Genomic DNA, 19,067 nt, shown 5'->3' with positions numbered 1-19,067 from the left:
ACACGATACGACAAACTCAAGAGAAATTACGAAAGTATGGTAGCTATCGCGTGTGGATACCTGTGGCTACCTATGTGAAATGTCAACAGACCCTAAGCTAATCTCATGGTAATAAGTTGGGCATATCGTAATATTGCCGTGGTAGTGACTTCAAACTTTACTTGGGAGAATTATTACTTAGTATTTCATCCAAAATCTCTATCCAGTGCCTGACAGGTAGTGAAGTGCCGCTTTTCAGATGCATTAAACAACCGATGTTAGCCGTAATGAGTTGATCTGGTTTTTCAACGGAGAGATTCATTATTTTTTCTTTGAGCAGTTGTTGAGATAATTTTGGCTGAAGGATAGAGTAAGTACCAGCAGAGCCACAGCAAAGATGGGCATCTTTAACAGAGCAGAGGGTAAAGCCTGCAATACCTAGTATTTTTTCAATGACACCACGAATCTGCATGCCATGTTGGAGTGTGCAAGGAGAATGAAACGCAAGTTTCATTTTATGACGTGATCCTGATTTTTCAAGATGAGCAATTAGGTTGTCTGTTTCTGCAGCCAAGATCTCACTGATATCTTTAGTTAAAGCTGAGATTTGTGCAGCCTTTTCTGCATAAACTGGGTCATGGCGCAACAAATATCCATATTCCTTGACGGTGACGCCACAACCACTCGCCGTGATCGCAATGGCTTCTATTGGTTGTGCATCCTTTTTGTCATTATCAATAAATGACCACCAAGCATCGATATTGCGGCGCATATAATTCATTCCATCTTGCTGCGCATCAAGATGGTAAGAGAGTGCACCGCAACAGCCAGCTTTTTCTGCTTTAATCAGCGAAATTCCAAGCTTATCCAGAACATATGCAGTAGCGATATTGATATTAGGTGAAAGTTCCGGTTGTACGCATCCGTCGAGTATGAGCATAGCTCGTCGATGTTTCTTTACTGGCCACTCCCTGATGCTTTGAATTCGGGAGGGAACTAATTTTTTTAGTTTGGCCGGCAATAGAGGGCGACAAAATTGACCCATCTTGAATAATGATTTAAATAAGTAGCGATGAGGGAGAGTTTTGTTTAACAGATAACGTATTCCACTCTCGCGGATACCACGTTTTACATTTTTGTGAATAACACTTCGGCCAATATCGAGTAACCGACCATAGCGTACGCCAGATGGACAGGTTGTTTCACATGCGCGGCAAGTAAGGCACTGGTCAAGATGATGTTGTGTTTTCTGGGTGACCGGATACCCTTCCAGTACTTGCTTCATCAAGTAAATACGACCCCGCGGGCTATCAAGTTCATCTCCCAATAATTGGTAAGTGGGGCAGGTGGCCAGGCAAAAGCCGCAATGTACACAGGATCTTAATATAGCGTCGGCTTCCTGGCCTTCCGGGGTATTTTTAATAAAATCAGCAAGCTTGGTTTGCATTTGTCAGTACTCTGGATACATTCGGCCAGGATTGAATATCCCAGCTGGATCAAATTTTTGTTTTAAGCGTTGATGGAGCGCCATCATGTGAGTTGTCAGGGGATGAAAAGCCTGAAGCGATAATTTGTCGCCATAGAATAATGTGGCATGACCGCCTGCAGCTTCCGCCTGCGATCGAACTCTTTTTTCATTTAAGTTTTCATCAGTCGCTAGCCAGCGTAATGCACCACCCCATTCTATCAATTGTTGGCCTGGCAGCAGCAACGGTGGGGTAGATGATTTAATCGATAAACGCCACAATCTCGTTCCCGAGCTGAAGAATGTGTGAGTATGTTCACGAATGCGTTGCCAGAACAACTCTCCTTGATTAATTTCTTCTCCGCCAATTTTAATGCGGGCGGCATGTACGGCAGCTTCGGCACCAGAGAGCCTTACAAAAAGATTTCCATCATAAAAACAGGTGGCGGAAATAGGTAATGGCTTGCTCGCCCATTGATGCATCTTGTTAATCGCTTCGGATTCTTTCATCGGCATGCATAGGCTTATTTCCATCGGTGGCGTAGGCAATACCTTGAGTGAAACCTCTAACAAGACCCCTAAAGTTCCCATTGCGCCTGTCATGAGACGCGAAACATCATAGCCAGCAACATTTTTCATCACCTGGCCGCCAAAATGTAAGTCATCTCCTCTGCCATCAAGTATACGCACGCCCAATACAAAATCACGTACTGCTCCGGTGTATGCTCTGCGTGGTCCAGATAAGCCGGTAGCGATACAGCCACCCAATGTTGCGTTTTCACCGAAATGAGGAGGCTCAAAAGCCAACATTTGATGATGCTCGGATAATATCGTTTCAAGGTCAGTTAAACGCGTCCCCGCTCGTGCGGTTACTACCAGTTCACTCGGTTCGTAATTTACGAGTCCGGAATAAGTTGCTACATTAAGAGTATCACACATTTGTTCGGTCAACCGACCGCCATAGAAATGTTTGCTGTTGCCGCCGCGAATAGATAGTGGTTTTTTATTTCTCGCCGCAGCGCCGATAACATGAATAAAGTGTTCAACCGTATTTAGCATAAGGTAGAAAAGATAGTATGGTTTGGATGGATTTTTCCTAAGCGTATAACTCAATCAGAATCTTGGTATTGTCGGAAACTTATCTTCTCCGCGATGTACATGCATAGCACCTAATTCTGCACAGCGATGCAGTGCTGGTATAGCTTTTCCGGGGTTTAGTAATCCATCTGAATCAAAGGCTGCTTTGATCGCATGAAATAGATTTCGTTCTGTGGATTTGAATTGAAGACACATTTGATCTAGCTTTTCTATTCCAACACCATGTTCTCCGGTAATTGTTCCACCTGCTTTGATGCACATTTCCAGTATTCTGGCTCCAAAAGCTTCTGTTTTTTCTAATTCTCCTGGCTGATTGGCATTGTAAAGTATTAAGGGATGTAAATTACCATCGCCTGCGTGAAAAACATTCATACAGCGCAACCCATATTCAGCAGAAAGGATTTCAATACCATGTAATACCTGAGCTAGATGCTTACGTGGAATCGTGCCATCCATGCAGTAGTAATCGGGAGACACTCTGCCGGCAGCCGGGAAAGCTGCTTTGCGACCTGCCCAGAAACGCAGCCGCTCTGTTTCATCATGCGAAACGCTGATCTTGACTGCGCCACTTTCCTGCATGATCGTGCTGATTTTTTGAATTTCATCCGCGACCTCTTCTGCCATGCCATCAGCTTCGCACAATAAAATGGCAGCGGCCTCTAAATCGTAACCGGCATGCAAAAAATCTTCCACAGCATGGATGGTGATTTTATCCATCATTTCCATACCAGCCGGAATAATTCCGGCGCTGATGACACTGGCTACAGCGTCCGCAGCTTTTTGAATATCATCAAATGCTGCCATCACTAATTGCGCCTTCTCAGGTTTGGGTATGAGCTTAACTGTGATCTCAGTAACGATACCCAGCATTCCCTCACTCCCTGTCATCAAAGCCAGCAGATCATAACCTGGACTATCGAGCGCACTACTGCCAATCTCGATTGCTTGCCCTTCTACAGTTAATACTCGTAGCTTTAGAATATTATGTATGGTCAATCCATATTTCAGGCAATGCACGCCACCAGAATTTTCGGCGACATTACCACCAATCGTACATGCTATTTGTGATGAGGGGTCGGGGGCATAATACAAGCCGTATGGCGCGGCTGCTTCGCTGATCGCCAAATTTCTTACCCCTGGTTGTACTCGGGCTATACGTGCTACGGGATCGATTTCCAAGATACGCTTCAATTTAGCAAGCGATAGCAAAATGCCTTCGGTATGAGGTAACGCGCCACCCGATAAACCTGTTCCTGCGCCACGCGCGACTACTGGAGTTTTTGTAGTATGGCAAATTTGCAAAATCTTGACCACTTCTTCTTCCGCTTGCGGTAACACCACAATCATCGGCGTTTGTCGATAGGCAGATAAACCATCACATTCGTACGGTTTTAAATCCTCCGTTTCATATAAAACAGCTTCGCGAGGAAGAAATGTAAGCAGGCTGCTAACTAATTCAAGGTGAGTCATGCGTTAATATCAGTTATTTCGTAATTGGCCAATTTTTCAAGTATACGTACAATTGCAGAGTTATCCCATGTAACACCTCCATGAGCAATGCACGCATTGTAGAGTGATTGGGTTGCGGCTGTATTGGGTAAACTTATTCCTAGGTCAGATGCGCATGAAAGGGCGATGTTGAGATCTTTCTGCTGTAATTCAACTCGGAACCCGGGGTCAAACAAACGTTTGATCATACGATTTCCATGAACTTCGAGCACACGTGATGAGGCAAAGCCCCCCATCAAAGCTTGTCGTACTTTTGCGGGATCAGCACCTGCCTTGGATGCAAATAGGAGTGCCTCACCAACTGCTTCTATCGTAAGCGCAACTACAATCTGGTTGGCAGTCTTGCAAATTTGACCCGCGCCGTTAGCGCCTATTAAGGTAATCGTTTGCCCCATTAAGCTAAGCAGGGGCTTTATTTTTTCAAACACACTTATGGTGGCCCCTACCATGATTGTTAGCGCGGCATTCTTCGCACCCACATCGCCTCCCGAAACGGGAGCGTCCGCATAATCGTGACCAAGCTGACTGATTCTAATCGCAAATTTCTTGGTTTCGATAGGGGAGATAGAGCTCATATCTACGATGGTTTTTTTTGCAGGATTCACATCCAAGCCATCAACAACTCCATTGTCACCAAATAAAACTTTTTCAACATCAGGTGCATCAGGTAGCATCAGAAAAATAATTTCTGCATGTTGAGCGACTTCTCTAGGTGAAGAACAAGCTTTGCCGCCTTGTTTAATAAGTTCTTCAGGAACACCGCTACGAGAGTGCAGAAATAATTGATACCCACCTCGAATAAGATGTCCTGCCATGGGTTTTCCCATGATACCTAAACCAATAAAGCCAATATTTATCACTCATTCTCCTCTTAAGCATATTATTTTTCTTTCTTGCAGCAAAGAATTAGTCTGATCGTACCCGATTTAGCTGTCTGATAATAACTAAAAAAGTGTTTTGTTGATATTGCTATAATACTCATTATGTACTTAGCAGTACGCTTGTTGCTCATAGAAAACTCAATGTTTCTCACGTATAATCAAGAGAAATTTTGAACGCGGACACTGCAGGTCTACGTTTTTATGTCTGGTCAGATCCACAAGGAGCCTTTTGTGTCACAACATCCACGTGCCATTCTCGTTTTAGAAGATGGCACCGTTTTTCACGGAGTTTCTATCGGTGTTGAGGGGGTAACTACTGGTGAGGTTGCTTTTAATACAGCCATGACAGGTTATCAAGAAATTCTTACTGATCCCTCATATTGTCGTCAAATCATCACGCTTACTTACCCTCATATTGGTAATACTGGGACTAATTTAGAAGATGTAGAGTCATCAAATATAGACAAAGTTTATGCTGCTGGTTTAGTAGTACGTGATTTATCTGCCATTTCTAGTAGTTGGCGAAAAACTGAATCGCTATCTGCCTTTCTCAAGAAGCAGAATGTTGTTGCGATTGCTGAGATTGATACCCGTAAGCTCACACGTATTTTAAGAGAGAAAGGGGCTCAAGCAGGCTGTATTATGACTGGGAAGATCGATGAATCCAAAGCATTGCAGGAAGCTAGAGCATTTCCAGGCTTGGATGGTATGGACCTTGCGAAGGAGGTTAGCTGCAATCAGGCTTATGAATGGAATGAAGGTGAATGGGAGTTAGGGCGTGGGCATCAAGTCCAAAAAATAAATCACTTTGATGTCGCTGCCATTGATTTTGGAATTAAACGTACCATCTTGCGAAAACTTGTGCATCGTCATTGCAAGGTGACGGTTTATCCTGCACAAACGCCAGCTAATGAGATTCTAGCATCTCGACCCAATGGTGTATTCCTATCAAATGGACCTGGTGATCCAGAGCCTTGTGATTACGCAATTACTACAACCCAGAGACTATTGAAGGAAAAGATACCAATTTTTGGTATTTGTCTGGGGCACCAAATACTCGCGCTCGCAAGTGGCGCTAAAACAACCAAAATGAAGTTTGGTCACCATGGTGCAAATCATCCTGTCCAAGATCTGGATAGCGGTCGAGTTATCATCACTAGTCAAAACCATGGATTCGCTGTAGACATTGATACACTTCCATCCCACGCACGTGTTACCCATCTATCGCTATTTGATAATAGCCTGCAAGGTTTTGAGCTAACCGAGAGTCCAGCCTTCACTTTTCAAGGCCACCCGGAGGCGAGCCCTGGGCCACATGATGTGGATTATCTTTTCGATCGTTTTATCTATCAGATGAATCAGCGTAAAAGAAGCCAATTTGAATCATAGTAGCTTGTATAAATATCCTGTTTTATAGATTGCTTGGTTAGAGGAATATGCCTAAACGTACTGACTTGAAATCCATTCTCATTATCGGAGCCGGGCCCATTGTCATTGGTCAGGCCTGCGAATTTGATTATTCTGGTGTGCAGGCATGCAAAGCCCTGCGTGAAGAAGGTTATCGTGTTGTTCTGATTAACTCTAATCCCGCGACTATTATGACTGATCCAGAAATAGCCGATGCGACTTATATCGAACCCATTACCTGGGCGATGGTCGAGAAGATTATTGAAATTGAACGTCCCGATGCACTATTGCCAACGATGGGTGGGCAAACAGCCTTGAATTGCGCGCTTGATCTGGTTAAACATGGTGTTCTCGAGAAATATGGCGTGGAACTCATTGGTGCGTCCCGTGAAGCCATTGATAAGGCAGAAGACCGGGAAAAATTTAAAAAGGCTATGTTGCGAATCGGGCTAAATTCAGCCCGTTCAGCAGTCGCGCATAGCCTGGAAGAAGCATTGCAAGTGCAAGCCATGATTGGCTATCCTGCTATTATTCGTCCATCGTTCACACTGGGTGGCAGCGGTGGTGGCATTGCATATAATCGTGAAGAATTCGTTGAAATTTGCGAGCGTGGATTAGATATCTCCCCCACTAAGGAGCTCCTTATCGAAGAGTCAGTCATTGGTTGGAAAGAATTTGAAATGGAGGTGGTGCGTGATAAGCAAGATAACTGCATCATTATATGCTCTATCGAAAATTTTGATCCAATGGGTATCCATACCGGTGACTCGATTACGGTTGCGCCAGCCCAGACGCTGACTGATAAAGAGTATCAGCGCATGCGTGACGCATCCATTGCGGTGCTACGTGAAATTGGTGTAGAGACGGGCGGCTCCAATGTGCAATTTGCTATCAATCCGCAAGATGGGCGTATGTTGGTTATCGAAATGAACCCGCGCGTATCACGGTCCTCAGCGTTGGCATCCAAAGCAACAGGATTTCCTATCGCTAAAATTGCTGCCAAACTGGCAGTAGGATATACGCTCAATGAACTTGGCAACGATATTACAGGGGGGATGACGCCTGCCTCATTTGAGCCAACTATTGATTATGTGGTAACCAAGGTTCCACGCTTCGCTTTTGAAAAATTTCCTCAAGCTAATGATCGTCTAACAACCCAGATGAAATCGGTAGGGGAGGTGATGGCTATTGGCCGTACTTTCCAGGAATCACTACAAAAAGCATTGCGAGGACTGGAAACCGGAGTGGATGGCTTAGATGAAAAAACCACCGATATCGAAACCATTGAAACTGAACTGGGTCATCCCGGTTCTGAACGCATTTGGTATATCGCTGATGCATTTCGTTGCAATATTCCATTTGATGAGATTCATAATCTCACGCATATTGATCCTTGGTTTCTATCGCAAATTGAGGATTTGATAAATCAAGAACAATCACTCGTAGGCAAGACCCTGGATTCACTCGACTTATTCGCATTGCGTAAATTGAAACGGTGTGGGTTTTCTGACCGGAGATTGGCTAAGTTACTTAACACAAGTGAGGCAGCAGTGCGTACACGCCGGCATCAAGAAGATTTGCGTCCCGTCTACAAACATGTCGATACTTGTGCTGCAGAATTTGCTACTTATACGACTTATCTATATTCCACTTACGAGGAAGAATGCGAGGCATATCCCAGTGACAGAAAGAAAATCATTGTGCTGGGTGGTGGGCCTAATCGAATTGGCCAAGGAATTGAATTTGACTATTGTTGTGTTCATGCATCTCTTGCATTGCGTGAGGAGGGGTATGAAACTATCATGATCAATTGCAATCCAGAAACGGTATCGACCGATTATGATATTTCCGATCGATTGTATTTTGAGTCACTTACGTTAGAAGATGTGCTTGAAATTGTTGCGATAGAAAAACCAGTGGGTGTTATTGTGCAATATGGTGGTCAAACGCCCCTTAAGCTTGCGCGCGAACTTGAAGCTAATGGTGTTCCCATTATTGGTACCAGTCCAGATATGATCGATTGTGCTGAAGATCGCGAGCGTTTTCAAGAGATGCTTCACCAGTTAGGCTTAAAACAGCCACCTAATCGAACGGTACGCAGTGCCGAGGCTGCTTTGTCAGCAGCCAATGAAATTGGTTATCCTTTAGTAGTTCGTCCCAGTTATGTGCTGGGTGGCCGCGCTATGGAAATAGTTCATGAGCAACGAGATCTTGAGCGCTACATGCGTGAGGCAGTTAAAGTATCCAATGATTCACCGGTTCTGCTGGATCATTTTCTCAATAATGCGACCGAAGTAGATGTCGATGCGATATTTGATGGAGAAACTGTTTTAATTGGCGGGATAATGGAGCATATTGAGCAAGCAGGCGTTCATTCTGGAGATTCTGCTTGTTCGCTGCCTCCCTTTAATCTCTCTTCGATCATGCAAGATGAATTGCGTCGGCAAACCGAGAAAATGGCACGTGCTCTCAACGTAAAAGGGTTAATGAATGTGCAGTTTGCTATCCAGAATGACACCGTTTATGTGTTAGAAGTTAACCCTAGGGCGTCCCGTACGGTTCCTTTTGTTTCCAAAGCAACAGGCCTTCAACTAGCAAAAATTGCGGTACGTTGTATGGTTGGCAAGAAGCTAGTGGATCAAGGTATTATAAAAGAAATTCAGCCGCCTTATTATTCGGTGAAAGAAGCTGTTTTCCCTTTTGCCAAGCTTCCTGGCGTAGATACCATATTAGGACCTGAAATGAAATCTACAGGTGAGGTCATGGGAGTGGGTTCTACTTTTGCAGAGGCGTTCGTTAAGTCGCAACTTGCCACCGGTGTTCGGCTACCCATGACGGGCAAAATTTTTATCAGCGTGCGAAGAAGTGATAAACCAGAAGCAGTGAGTATTGCTCAAAAATTTGCTAAGCTAGGCTTCACTATTTATGCTACCCATGGTACTGCGGAAGCGATGACTGAGGCTGGTTTAGTGGTTAATAAAATAAATAAGGTTGCAGAAGGTCGTCCGCATATCGTTGATATGATCAAGAATGGAGAAATTTGTCTGATTATTAATACAGTCTCCGATAAACGTAGTGCAATTCAGGATTCATATTCGATTCGCCATGCAGCGTTACAAGGGAGAGTTACGTATTACACAACCATGGCTGGAGCCCGTGCGGCGCATATGGGCATAGCTAATATGCGAGAGTTGCAAGCCTATAACTTACAAGAACTAAAGAGAATGAATTTCAAATGAGCAATACAGAACATATAAAGAAAGGTGGAAAAGTATTATGAGTTCAATTCCATTAACTGTGGCAGGTGCAGAGAAGCTGCGTGCAGAATTACATGAAATGAAGACCGTACAGCGTCCTGCGGTTATTGCCGCTATTGCAGAAGCACGTGCGCATGGTGATCTTTCTGAGAATGCTGAATATGAAGCGGCAAAAGAAAAGCAAGGATTCATCGAGGGACGTATTGCTGAACTGGAGAATAAGCTCTCGAATGCCCAGATCATCAATCCTGCACTGCTAAATGCAGATGGTGCTTGTGTTTTTGGTGCTACGATCGATCTTAAGGATATGAGCAGTGATGCGATAGTAACCTATCAAATTGTAGGAGATGATGAAGCTGATATTAAGGAAGGAAAAATTTCTATCAGTTCTCCAATTTCCCGGGCCTTGATCGGCAAGTATGCTGGTGATATAGCAGTAGTGGAAGCACCGGTAGGTATCAGAGAATATGAAATTCTGGATGTTAAATATATCTAGTAGACCGTTCCAGCATAACGGTTACAGAAAACACCGTTCGGCCTGAGCCTGTCGAGGGCCGATGTCAGTTGCTTAGCGGTTTGACAAGCTCACCACGAACGGTAATGGTTTTACTGGAACGATCCACTAGGTGGTTAGGGTTTCTTCTTGACCATATGAGAAGCCTCAGTAGTTGATCTTTTTTCTTCCGTTTCTGGGCGATAAATGACTAGAATTCTACCGATATGATTGATGGGCAAGGCATTTAATTGCTGGCAGACTTGTTCAAGCAATAAGGTTCTCATTTTCCTATCTCCATTTAATATTTTAATTTTGATGAGTTCGTGACTCGAGAGCCCTTTATCAAGTTCGCTCATTACGCCTACAGATAAACCATCTTTACCGATGATCACGATTGGATTAATGTGATGGGCTCGCGCAGCAAGCGACCGGCGTTGGGAAGTACTAAGTTTCAACATAAAATAAACTCTTCATAAAACCATATTCTACTACTTGATGAAGTCTGCTAAAACTAGCAAAGCATGGATGACAGAACATGTTAATGATTTTTTTGTCAAACAGGCTAAAAAAGAAGGTTATCGTTCGCGCGCCGCTTTTAAATTAAAAGAAATTGCTGAACGTGATCGACTCTTTAGACCGGGAATGACAATTATAGATTTGGGTGCTGCACCTGGTGGTTGGTCACAAGTAGCGGTTGAAAAGGTGGGAGAACATGGAAGAGTTTTCGCATTGGATTTGCTTGAGATGTCTCCATTATCAGGTGTTACTTTTATTCAGGGCGATTTCAGCGAAGAAGCCGTTCTGAATAAGCTTAAAAATAGTCTTGGAAAATACCCAATAGATCTGATAATTTCAGATATGTCGCCAAATATAGCTGGCATTGGTGTCAGTGATCATGCGCGTAGCACTTATCTTGCTGAGCTGGCATTGATGTTTTCCAGGGAGCAATTGAACCCCGGTGGGAACTTCCTTGTCAAATTCTTTCAAGGAGGTAATTTCGATCAATATCTGAAGGATATGCGAGTAAGCTTTAAAAAGGTAATTATTCGTAAACCTAAAGCATCGCGAGATCGGAGTAGCGAACTATATTTATTGGGTTTAGGGAAAATCTGTTAGACTGAATAGACGTTTTTGTTGTGTTAATAAATAAAATAGCGAATATTAAGTTTTGTTTTATCCAGATATTTTCAAATAACCGGTTTTGTCACAAATATTACAAAATAGGATTAGAATGAGAAATTCGACTTTTTGGTACATTAGGTACATTAAGGTGCAAACCAAGGAGCTATCATGAATAATTTAATTAAAAATATGGCTATTTGGCTGGTGATTGCGTTGGTGCTAATGACGGTATTCAACCAGTTTACTGTACGTCAATCATTACAAGCGCCGATGGAATACTCGCAATTCATCAACGAAATGAATCAAGGCAGGATTGCGAAAGTGGTTATTGATGGGCGCACCCTTAAAGGCACTAAGTCCGATGGTCGGCAATTTATAGCTTATGCACCATCAGATCCTTGGCTAGTCAGTGATCTACTCAGAGCGGGAGTAATCGTCGAAGCCAGACCAGAAGAAGAGCCCTCTGTGCTAATGAGTATATTCGTATCTTGGTTCCCTATGTTGCTGCTGATCGCAGTATGGATTTTCTTTATGCGCCAAATGCAAGGTGGTGGAAGAAGTGGCGGGGCATTTTCATTTGGTAAAAGTAAAGCCAGGATGTTGGATAAAAATAGTAATCACGTGACATTTGCGGATGTTGCCGGTTGCGAAGAAGCGAAAGAAGAAGTAGCAGAGTTAGTTGAGTTTCTGAGGGATCCTACAAAATTTCAGAAATTAGGTGGGCGTATCCCAAGAGGCGTATTAATGGTAGGTAATCCAGGGACAGGAAAAACATTATTAGCCCGAGCTATAGCAGGAGAAGCAAAGGTTCCATTCTTCAGTATTTCGGGTTCAGATTTTGTCGAGATGTTTGTAGGTGTCGGTGCATCCAGAGTAAGGGACATGTTTGAACAAGCCAAGAAGCATGCGCCTTGCATTATCTTTATTGATGAGATCGATGCTGTCGGTCGCCAACGGGGCGCTGGTTTGGGTGGTGGAAATGATGAGCGTGAACAAACATTGAATCAATTGCTAGTAGAGATGGATGGTTTTGAAGGCAATATGGGTGTAATCGTGATTGCAGCAACTAATCGGCCTGACGTACTTGATCCTGCCTTATTGCGTCCAGGACGCTTTGATAGGCAAGTTACAGTTCCACTTCCAGATATACGTGGTCGTGAACAAATACTTCAGGTACATATGCGAAAAGTACCCATTTCTCCAGATGTTCATGCAGATATCATTGCGAGAGGAACGCCAGGTATGTCAGGTGCTGATCTTGCTAATTTAGTTAATGAAGCAGCATTGTTTGCGGCACGTGCCAATAAACGATTGGTGGATATGGAAGATTTTGAGCGTGCAAAAGATAAGATACTTATGGGAACTGAGCGACGATCAGTTGTTATGCCGGAACAAGAACGGCGGAATACTGCTTATCATGAATCAGGACATGCGGTTGTAGCGTATCTGCTACCGAAAACTGATCCAGTACATAAAGTTTCAATCATACCTCGTGGACGGGCATTAGGTGTAACGATGCAGTTACCAGCTGAGGATAGATACAGTATGGATCGTGAGCAAATCTTGCAAACTATTGCGGTAATGTTTGGTGGGCGTATTGCAGAAGAGATATTTATGAATCAGATGACTACTGGCGCTTCCAACGACTTCGAACGTGCTACTGAAACTGCTAGAAGAATGGTTACTCAATGGGGTATGTCTGATACGCTCGGGCCTATGGTTTATGGTGAAAATGAAAGCGAAGTATTTCTTGGGCGGTCGGTAACTACTCATAAGAATGTAAGTGAAGCGACGATGCAAAAAGTTGATATGGAAATTCGCCGTATCATTGATGAACAATATGCGCTTGCTCGTAAACTTATCGAGGAAAACAGGGATAAAGTAGAAATTATGACCAAAGCCCTGCTTGAGTGGGAAACTATCGGTAGCGAGCAAATTAAAGATATTATGGAAGGGCGGCCACCACGCCCCCCACAACCACCGCAATCTTCAGCTTCAGTTAAAGAGAAAGAAGGTAAGCAATCTTCAGAGACTATTGCAACTGAAACGCCTGCACAAGAAGCTGAAGTATAAATTTAATAAAGGTTTTACCTAAATGAATGGTCTGCGTATTTATTAATTAGTGCGCAGGCCATTTTTTATCAAGATGGCGTGTGTCATATGGAATTTTATTAAGGACTGGATTTTTCTTTTTTTACGGTGAGTCAATCGCAACGAATAAAACTGAGTGATGACCCACTTATAATGGGGATCATCAATGTAACTCCTGATTCTTTCTCCGATCATGGTCTCTACATAACAACAGAAAAAGCAATTGAGCATGCTGAACGCTTGATTCAAGAAGGAGCTGACATATTAGATATTGGAGGTGAGTCGACCCGACCTGGGAGCATGAATGTCGGTCTTGAAGAAGAGTTACGCCGTGTTATACCTGTCGTAGAGATTTTGTCTCAGAAAAATATTCCAGTTTCTGTAGATACATCTAAACCGGAAGTCATGCAAGCTGCGATAAGTGCTGGCGCTTCAATCATAAATGATGTTAATGCATTGCAGGCGCCGGGTGCTATAGAAATCGTTGCAAGAAGCAATGCGATGGTCTGTTTCATGCATATGAAAGGAAAACCAAGGAGCATGCAGGACAACCCTCAATATGTTGACGTAGTTTCTGAAGTCAAAAGTTTCTTACAACAACGCATGGATGTTGCAAGCTCAAGTGGTATCGCATACGATCGGCTAATCATAGACCCTGGTTTTGGTTTTGGTAAAACACTTAAAGATAATCTAGAATTGTTCCGATATCTTGATCAATTTGCGGAAATGAACGTCCCCGTCTTGGTAGGGCTTTCGCGAAAATCCATGCTGGGAGCAATTACTGGGAATGATGTGGATAACCGAGTTTATGCCAGTGTAGCGGCAGCCTTGCTCGCTGTTACTAAAGGTGCCAAAATTCTGCGCGTACATGATGTTAAGGCAACAAAAGACGCTATTATGGTTCATAATGCATTGATTAATAGAGAATATTGCGGATGATTAACTTCAAGCTCTAAGGATTTAGCTCGTAAAATGAATAAAAAATACTTTGGAACCGACGGCATTCGTGGACGAGTAGGCGAATTTCCTATTACACCTGAATTTATCATGCATCTTGGTTATTCGGCTGGAAAAGTACTGGCTGCCTCTGACTGGCACCTTGCAGAAGGAGAGCGACCAACGGTTCTGATAGGAAAAGATACACGGGTATCGGGCTATATGCTGGAGTCTTCCCTGGAAGCTGGTTTTTCAGCTGCCGGTGTTGATGTATTATTATCCGGACCATTACCTACTTCTGCAGTTGCTCATCTTACCAGAGCACTTCGATTACAAGCTGGTATCGTTATTTCGGCATCACATAACCCGTTCGAAGATAATGGCGTAAAGTTCTTTTCGTCAGAAGGGATCAAGTTACCCGACGCCATAGAAATCCAAATCGAGGCGGGATTAAGTAATCCAATTGAAACAATGCCATCAGCAAAACTTGGAAAAGTACAACGTCTTAAAGATAAAACAGGGCGTTATATCGAATTTTGTAAAAGTACTTTTCCTTACGATCTAGATCTTCGTGGCCTACGCATCGTGGTAGATTGCGCTCATGGCGCGGCTTATCATATTGCTGGACATGTAATGCGGGAGTTGGGGGCAGATGTCATCACTATTTGTGCGGAACCAGATGGCTTTAATATCAATCATGAATGTGGAGCGACGCATGTCACAACGTTACAGGATTCAGTTAAGCAGCATGAGGCCGATCTAGGCATCGCACTTGATGGGGATGGCGATCGTGTACTGATGGTTGATAAAGATGGCGCCATCTATGATGGTGATATTTTGCTTTATATTATAGCTAAACATCGCCAGCAAAAGAATATTCTGAAAGGCGGCGTCGTAGGCACGCTCATGACAAATCTTGCTATTGAAAAAGCGTTCGGAGAACTTGATATTCCTTTTAAGAGAGCCAATGTTGGTGATCGTTACGTACTTGAGTTGCTAGTGAAGAATAACTGGCAACTGGGTGGGGAAGGCTCTGGGCATATCGTATGTCTCGATAAGCATACAACAGGAGACGGAATCATTTCAGCATTACAAGTTTTGTATGCGTTACGTGATACATCCATGACGCTGGCAGAATTTATGCAGAATATTGTGCTTTATCCACAACGTTTAATTAATGTGTATGTTCCCAAAGGCTTTGATTTTCGTAGTGATGTAACGATTAAATCATCGGTACAGCAGGCGGAAAGCGATCTTGGCAGCGATGGACGAATATTACTTCGTGCGTCTGGTACGGAACCACTGATCCGAGTAATGGTTGAAGGTAAGATGAAGCAGAAAGTTGATTACTGGGCAGAACAGATTGCTGGTGTAGTGCAGCAAGCAACTAATGGATCGTTCCAGTAAAACCATTACCGTTCGCGGTGAGCTTGTCAAACCGCTAAGCAACTGATATCGGCCCTCGACAGGCTCAGGCCGAACGGCGTTTTCTGTAACCATTATGCTGGAACGGTCTACTAATAACTAATGTTTGATTGCAAAAATAATCGTTTTATTTTAATGATTAATTATTTGTTTTAAATGAAATTTTTACTTAAGAAGTATGTAACAAAATAATGTAATTAAATACTAATACAAAATAGATAAAATTTATCCTTTTGATGATAAAAATTTAAGTGCTTATTTTGTTGACAAATTGGTAATGTACTTAGTTTAAGTGATTTGTCACATTTCTGTAATACTTATAAATTAATATTCATTACCAATTTAATCTCGTTCAAGCGATATCAATAATTTGCACAGATAGTTACGTATGGAGCCACTTACTTTGAAATTACATCTATTTAAAATACTTCCTTTCGCTATGATTCTAACTATAGCGGCTGCAATGAATAATCCAGTTAATGCTAGGCCGATTGTAACGATTGATGGCTCTAGCACGGTTTACCCTATCACAGAAGCGGTTGCGGAAGATTTCCAGATAGCTAAGAAGGGGGGAATTAGAGTGACTGTAGGAGTATCAGGAACAGGGGGGGGGTTTAAGAAATTTTGTCGAGCAGAAGTTGATATCGTCAACGCTTCCAGACCAATCCAGCATTCTGAAATGGAGGCTTGCAGAGCAGCAGGCGTTCAGTATGTCGAAATGCCAATCGCTTTTGATGCATTAACAGTAGCAGTTAATCCAAGTAATACTTGGAGCAGAACGATGACAGTTGCTGAGTTAAAAAAAATATGGGAACCATCAGCGCAGGGAAAAATAACCAAATGGAATCAAATTAATCCAGCCTGGCCTGATAAGAGGATTAAGTTATTTGGCGCTGGCGCAGATTCGGGTACATTTGATTATTTTACTGAGGCAATTGTTGGAAAAGCCAAATCGAGCCGCGGCGATTTTACTGCATCTGAAGATGATAATGTGCTTGTGCAAGGAATAGCGACTGATAAGTATAGCCTTGGGTTCTTTGGTTTTGCTTATTACATTGAGAATCAGAAAAAAGTAAATGTTGTTGCAGTAGATAATGGGAAAGGTGGGATTATCCCCTCAGCCGAAACAGTAGAGAATGGGAGCTATCGACCCTTATCTCGCCCGATTTTTGTCTATGTAAATGCTAAAGCGGCGGATAAGCCCGAAGTGAGTGAGTTTGTAAATTTTTATATGAAAAATGCGCCCGCTCTTGTAAAAGAAGTTAAATACTTTCCGTTGCCTGCAGAAGTTTACCAGCTCAACTTAAAATATCTTGATGAAAGAAAAGTGGGTACAGCTTTTGGTGGCGAGAGTAAAATGGATCTCACAATTGATGAATTGCTGAAACTAGAAAGGCGATTATAGGTTTAGGAATAGAGATTTTTTAGTATATTGTCGATTAATTTATCGATGCTAGGCTTTGATACCAGAGAGAATTAAATATCAAAGAGCTCTGAGTATATTAAGGTATTTCTAACGAGTTTAATAAACATTAGACAGAAATGAGAAATCAACTGGCTATATGGACTTTCTGCCAATTTTTCTTAATATTAAAGGACGTAGTTGCCTGGTCGTCGGGGGAGGTGAGGTAGCTGCCAGAAAAACAGCATTATTACTGAAAGCCGGAGGTCAAGTCAGAGTTGTATCTCCAATTCTTAATGATGAGCTAGGCAATCACCTCCAATTAGGCAATATTATTCATTACGCGGAAGCCTTTGACTCCAAACACCTGAACAATGTGGTATTGGTAATTGCTGCAACGAATGAGCGCTCAGTCAACCAATACGTTTCTGAGAGCGCTAATCAACTAAGTATTCCAGTCAATGTCGTTGATGACCCCGCATTATGTTCATTTATTATGCCGTCCATTCTGGATCGCTCACCTATTCTAGTGGCTATTTCCAGTGGTGGAACATCGCCTGTATTAGCAAGGTTATTACGCGCACGACTTGAGACCCTAATACCAGAAGCTTATGGTCATTTAGCCACTTATGCAGCCAAATTTCGTGAGCATGTCAAGCGCCGTTTCAGTTCTCCCAAGAAGCGTCGTTTATTCTGGGAGAGAATCCTGCAAGGTCCATTTACTGAAATGGTTTTTTCTGGAAAAAACCGGTCTGCGCAAGCGTATTTGCTCCGTTCTCTTGAGCACGAAACAGATGAGTTGCCATGCGGAGAAGTATATCTAGTAGGAGCCGGCCCAGGTAACCCCGATTTACTTACTTTTCGCGCAATGCGCTTAATGCAGCAAGCCGATGTTGTCGTATATGATCGTTTGGTATCTCCAGCCATACTCGATATGGTAAGACGCGATGCAGCTCGTATCTATGCGGGTAAAGAGCGCGATAAACATGTGTTGCCACAGGAATCAATCAATCATTTATTGGTACGGCTAGCAAAAGAAGGAAAGCGTGTACTTCGACTAAAAGGCGGTGATCCTTTCATTTTTGGCCGAGGCGGGGAAGAAATAGAAACGTTATCTCAGCATCATATTCCTTTCCAGGTAGTTCCAGGTATTACAGCAGCGTCAGGTGTGGCTTCTTATGCAGGTATTCCTCTTACACATCGCGATTATGCCCAATCCTGCATTTTCGTTACGGGGCACCTCAAAAACAATACTATAAACTTAGATTGGTCGGCACTAGCCAGACCACAACAGACTATCGTGATTTATATGGGGTTGCATGGACTGCCGGTGTTGTGCGAGCAACTTATCACACATGGTCTTCCAGCATCTACGCCAGCAGCTATTGTGCAGCAGGGGACCACTCACAGGCAGCGTGTCGTGATTGGTTCGCTAGAAACGTTACCCGCCCTTGCTTCGAGTGCCAACATGATCCCTCCAACTCTGATTATTGTGGGAGAAGTAGTCAAATTACATCAGAAGCTAGCTTGGTTTGAGCCTGTATATGATCTGAATGGAAAGTAACTAGTAGACTGTTCCAGCATAACGGTTACAGAAAACGCCGTTCGGCCTGAGCCTGTCGAGGGCCGATGTCAGTTGCTTAGCGATTCGACAAGCTCACCGCGAACGGTAATGGTTTTACTGGAACGATCCACTAGTATCAAAACATATTAATTAAGAAACATAATGCTGCTGCATTTTTCGATCCGCATCCTGTTGAGTGAACGTCCACTCGATCGATCGGCGCTCGGCATTACGCCGCTGTTGCCAGGCATCCGCCTCAGCAGTGAGCGCGTCGCGGTCGTGCCAGCGTCGATCCTCCAGACACTGCTTATCAAGGATGCCGATCTCGATCTCCGCCATATTGAGCCAGCTGGCGTGTTTCGGGGTGTAGTGGAATACGACGCGGCGCAGCAGCACCTCTGCCTCCTCAATACCAAGCACTTCCTCGAAACAACG

At 43.3% G+C, this 19,067-nt stretch carries 15 protein-coding genes and 1 pseudogene; 10 read left to right on the top strand and 6 right to left on the bottom strand.

The window, feature by feature from the left end:
• Positions 1–78: pseudogene (locus BLP80_RS15290) on the top strand (IS5/IS1182 family transposase); the annotation flags it as partial.
• Between the two features lie 79 nt (positions 79–157).
• On the opposite strand, the gene glcF reads toward BLP80_RS15290, so the two are convergent.
• Genes glcF through BLP80_RS12385 form a run of 4 tightly spaced genes read right to left on the bottom strand, consistent with a single transcriptional unit; the run spans position 158 to position 4,911 of the window.
• A complete protein-coding gene (gene glcF, locus BLP80_RS12400) occupies positions 158–1,426 on the bottom strand; it encodes a glycolate oxidase subunit GlcF (RefSeq protein WP_090543698.1) in 1,269 nt (422 codons plus the stop codon).
• Positions 1,427–1,429: 3 nt separating this feature from the next.
• A complete protein-coding gene (gene glcE / locus BLP80_RS12395; RefSeq protein ID WP_090543696.1) occupies positions 1,430–2,503 on the bottom strand; it encodes a glycolate oxidase subunit GlcE in 1,074 nt (357 codons plus the stop codon).
• 54 nt (positions 2,504–2,557) lie between these two features.
• Positions 2,558–4,012 carry an FAD-linked oxidase C-terminal domain-containing protein gene (locus tag BLP80_RS12390; protein ID WP_090543694.1) on the bottom strand — a complete coding sequence of 485 codons (1,455 nt, stop codon included), beginning with the start codon at positions 4,010–4,012 and terminating at the stop codon, positions 2,558–2,560.
• Positions 4,009–4,911: a 2-hydroxy-3-oxopropionate reductase gene (locus BLP80_RS12385; protein WP_090543692.1), complete on the bottom strand. Its 903-nt coding sequence runs from the start codon at positions 4,909–4,911 to the stop codon at positions 4,009–4,011. Before BLP80_RS12385 ends, BLP80_RS12390 begins: the two co-directional genes overlap by 4 nt.
• A 252-nt stretch (positions 4,912–5,163) precedes the next feature.
• On the opposite strand from BLP80_RS12385, the gene carA reads away from it, so the two are divergent.
• The 3 genes from carA to greA are packed head-to-tail and all read left to right on the top strand — an operon-like array spanning position 5,164 to position 10,092.
• The gene (gene carA, locus BLP80_RS12380; RefSeq protein ID WP_090543700.1) at positions 5,164–6,321 is read left to right on the top strand and encodes a glutamine-hydrolyzing carbamoyl-phosphate synthase small subunit; all 1,158 of its coding nucleotides are present in this window, start codon (positions 5,164–5,166) and stop codon (positions 6,319–6,321) included.
• 47 nt (positions 6,322–6,368) lie between these two features.
• The gene (gene carB / locus BLP80_RS12375; RefSeq protein ID WP_090543690.1) at positions 6,369–9,578 is read left to right on the top strand and encodes a carbamoyl-phosphate synthase large subunit; all 3,210 of its coding nucleotides are present in this window, start codon (positions 6,369–6,371) and stop codon (positions 9,576–9,578) included.
• Between the two features lie 37 nt (positions 9,579–9,615).
• The gene (gene greA / locus BLP80_RS12370) at positions 9,616–10,092 is read left to right on the top strand and encodes a transcription elongation factor GreA (RefSeq protein WP_090543688.1); all 477 of its coding nucleotides are present in this window, start codon (positions 9,616–9,618) and stop codon (positions 10,090–10,092) included.
• A 134-nt stretch (positions 10,093–10,226) separates the two neighbouring features.
• Here the strand turns inward: greA and yhbY are convergent, their stop codons facing one another.
• Positions 10,227–10,550, bottom strand: coding sequence for a ribosome assembly RNA-binding protein YhbY (gene yhbY, locus BLP80_RS12365; RefSeq protein WP_090543686.1), 324 nt, complete (start codon positions 10,548–10,550; stop codon positions 10,227–10,229).
• Between the two features lie 37 nt (positions 10,551–10,587).
• Between yhbY and BLP80_RS12360 the strand changes: the two genes are divergently transcribed.
• From BLP80_RS12360 to cysG, 6 genes are all read left to right on the top strand, one after another.
• Positions 10,588–11,208, top strand: coding sequence for an RlmE family RNA methyltransferase (locus BLP80_RS12360; protein WP_090543684.1), 621 nt, complete (start codon positions 10,588–10,590; stop codon positions 11,206–11,208).
• 174 nt (positions 11,209–11,382) lie between these two features.
• Entirely contained in the window at positions 11,383–13,287 is a 1,905-nt protein-coding gene (gene ftsH, locus BLP80_RS12355; RefSeq protein ID WP_090543681.1) for an ATP-dependent zinc metalloprotease FtsH, read from the top strand.
• 171 nt (positions 13,288–13,458) lie between these two features.
• Positions 13,459–14,244, top strand: coding sequence for a dihydropteroate synthase (gene folP / locus BLP80_RS12350; RefSeq protein WP_090543679.1), 786 nt, complete (start codon positions 13,459–13,461; stop codon positions 14,242–14,244).
• A 33-nt stretch (positions 14,245–14,277) separates the two neighbouring features.
• Positions 14,278–15,648, top strand: coding sequence for a phosphoglucosamine mutase (glmM, locus tag BLP80_RS12345; RefSeq protein ID WP_090543677.1), 1,371 nt, complete (start codon positions 14,278–14,280; stop codon positions 15,646–15,648).
• A gap of 457 nt (positions 15,649–16,105) precedes the next feature.
• Positions 16,106–17,071, top strand: a complete 966-nt coding sequence (locus tag BLP80_RS12340) for a PstS family phosphate ABC transporter substrate-binding protein (protein ID WP_256325087.1) — start codon at positions 16,106–16,108, stop codon at positions 17,069–17,071.
• A 157-nt stretch (positions 17,072–17,228) separates the two neighbouring features.
• On the top strand, positions 17,229–18,632 hold the full coding sequence (cysG, locus tag BLP80_RS12335) for a siroheme synthase CysG (protein WP_090543672.1): 1,404 nt from the start codon (positions 17,229–17,231) through the stop codon (positions 18,630–18,632).
• 150 nt (positions 18,633–18,782) lie between these two features.
• On the opposite strand, the gene BLP80_RS12330 is transcribed toward cysG, so the two are convergent.
• Positions 18,783–19,067 (bottom strand): transposase (locus tag BLP80_RS12330; protein WP_176754365.1); only part of this gene is annotated, 285 nt, incomplete at its 5' end.

Origin of the sequence: Nitrosomonas sp. Nm132, assembly GCF_900100485.1 — a bacterium.
In the GTDB taxonomy this organism is placed as follows: domain Bacteria; phylum Pseudomonadota; class Gammaproteobacteria; order Burkholderiales; family Nitrosomonadaceae; genus Nitrosomonas.
The sequence above is the reverse complement of the archived record's forward strand: the minus strand, read 5'-3'. Positions and strand labels throughout refer to the sequence as shown.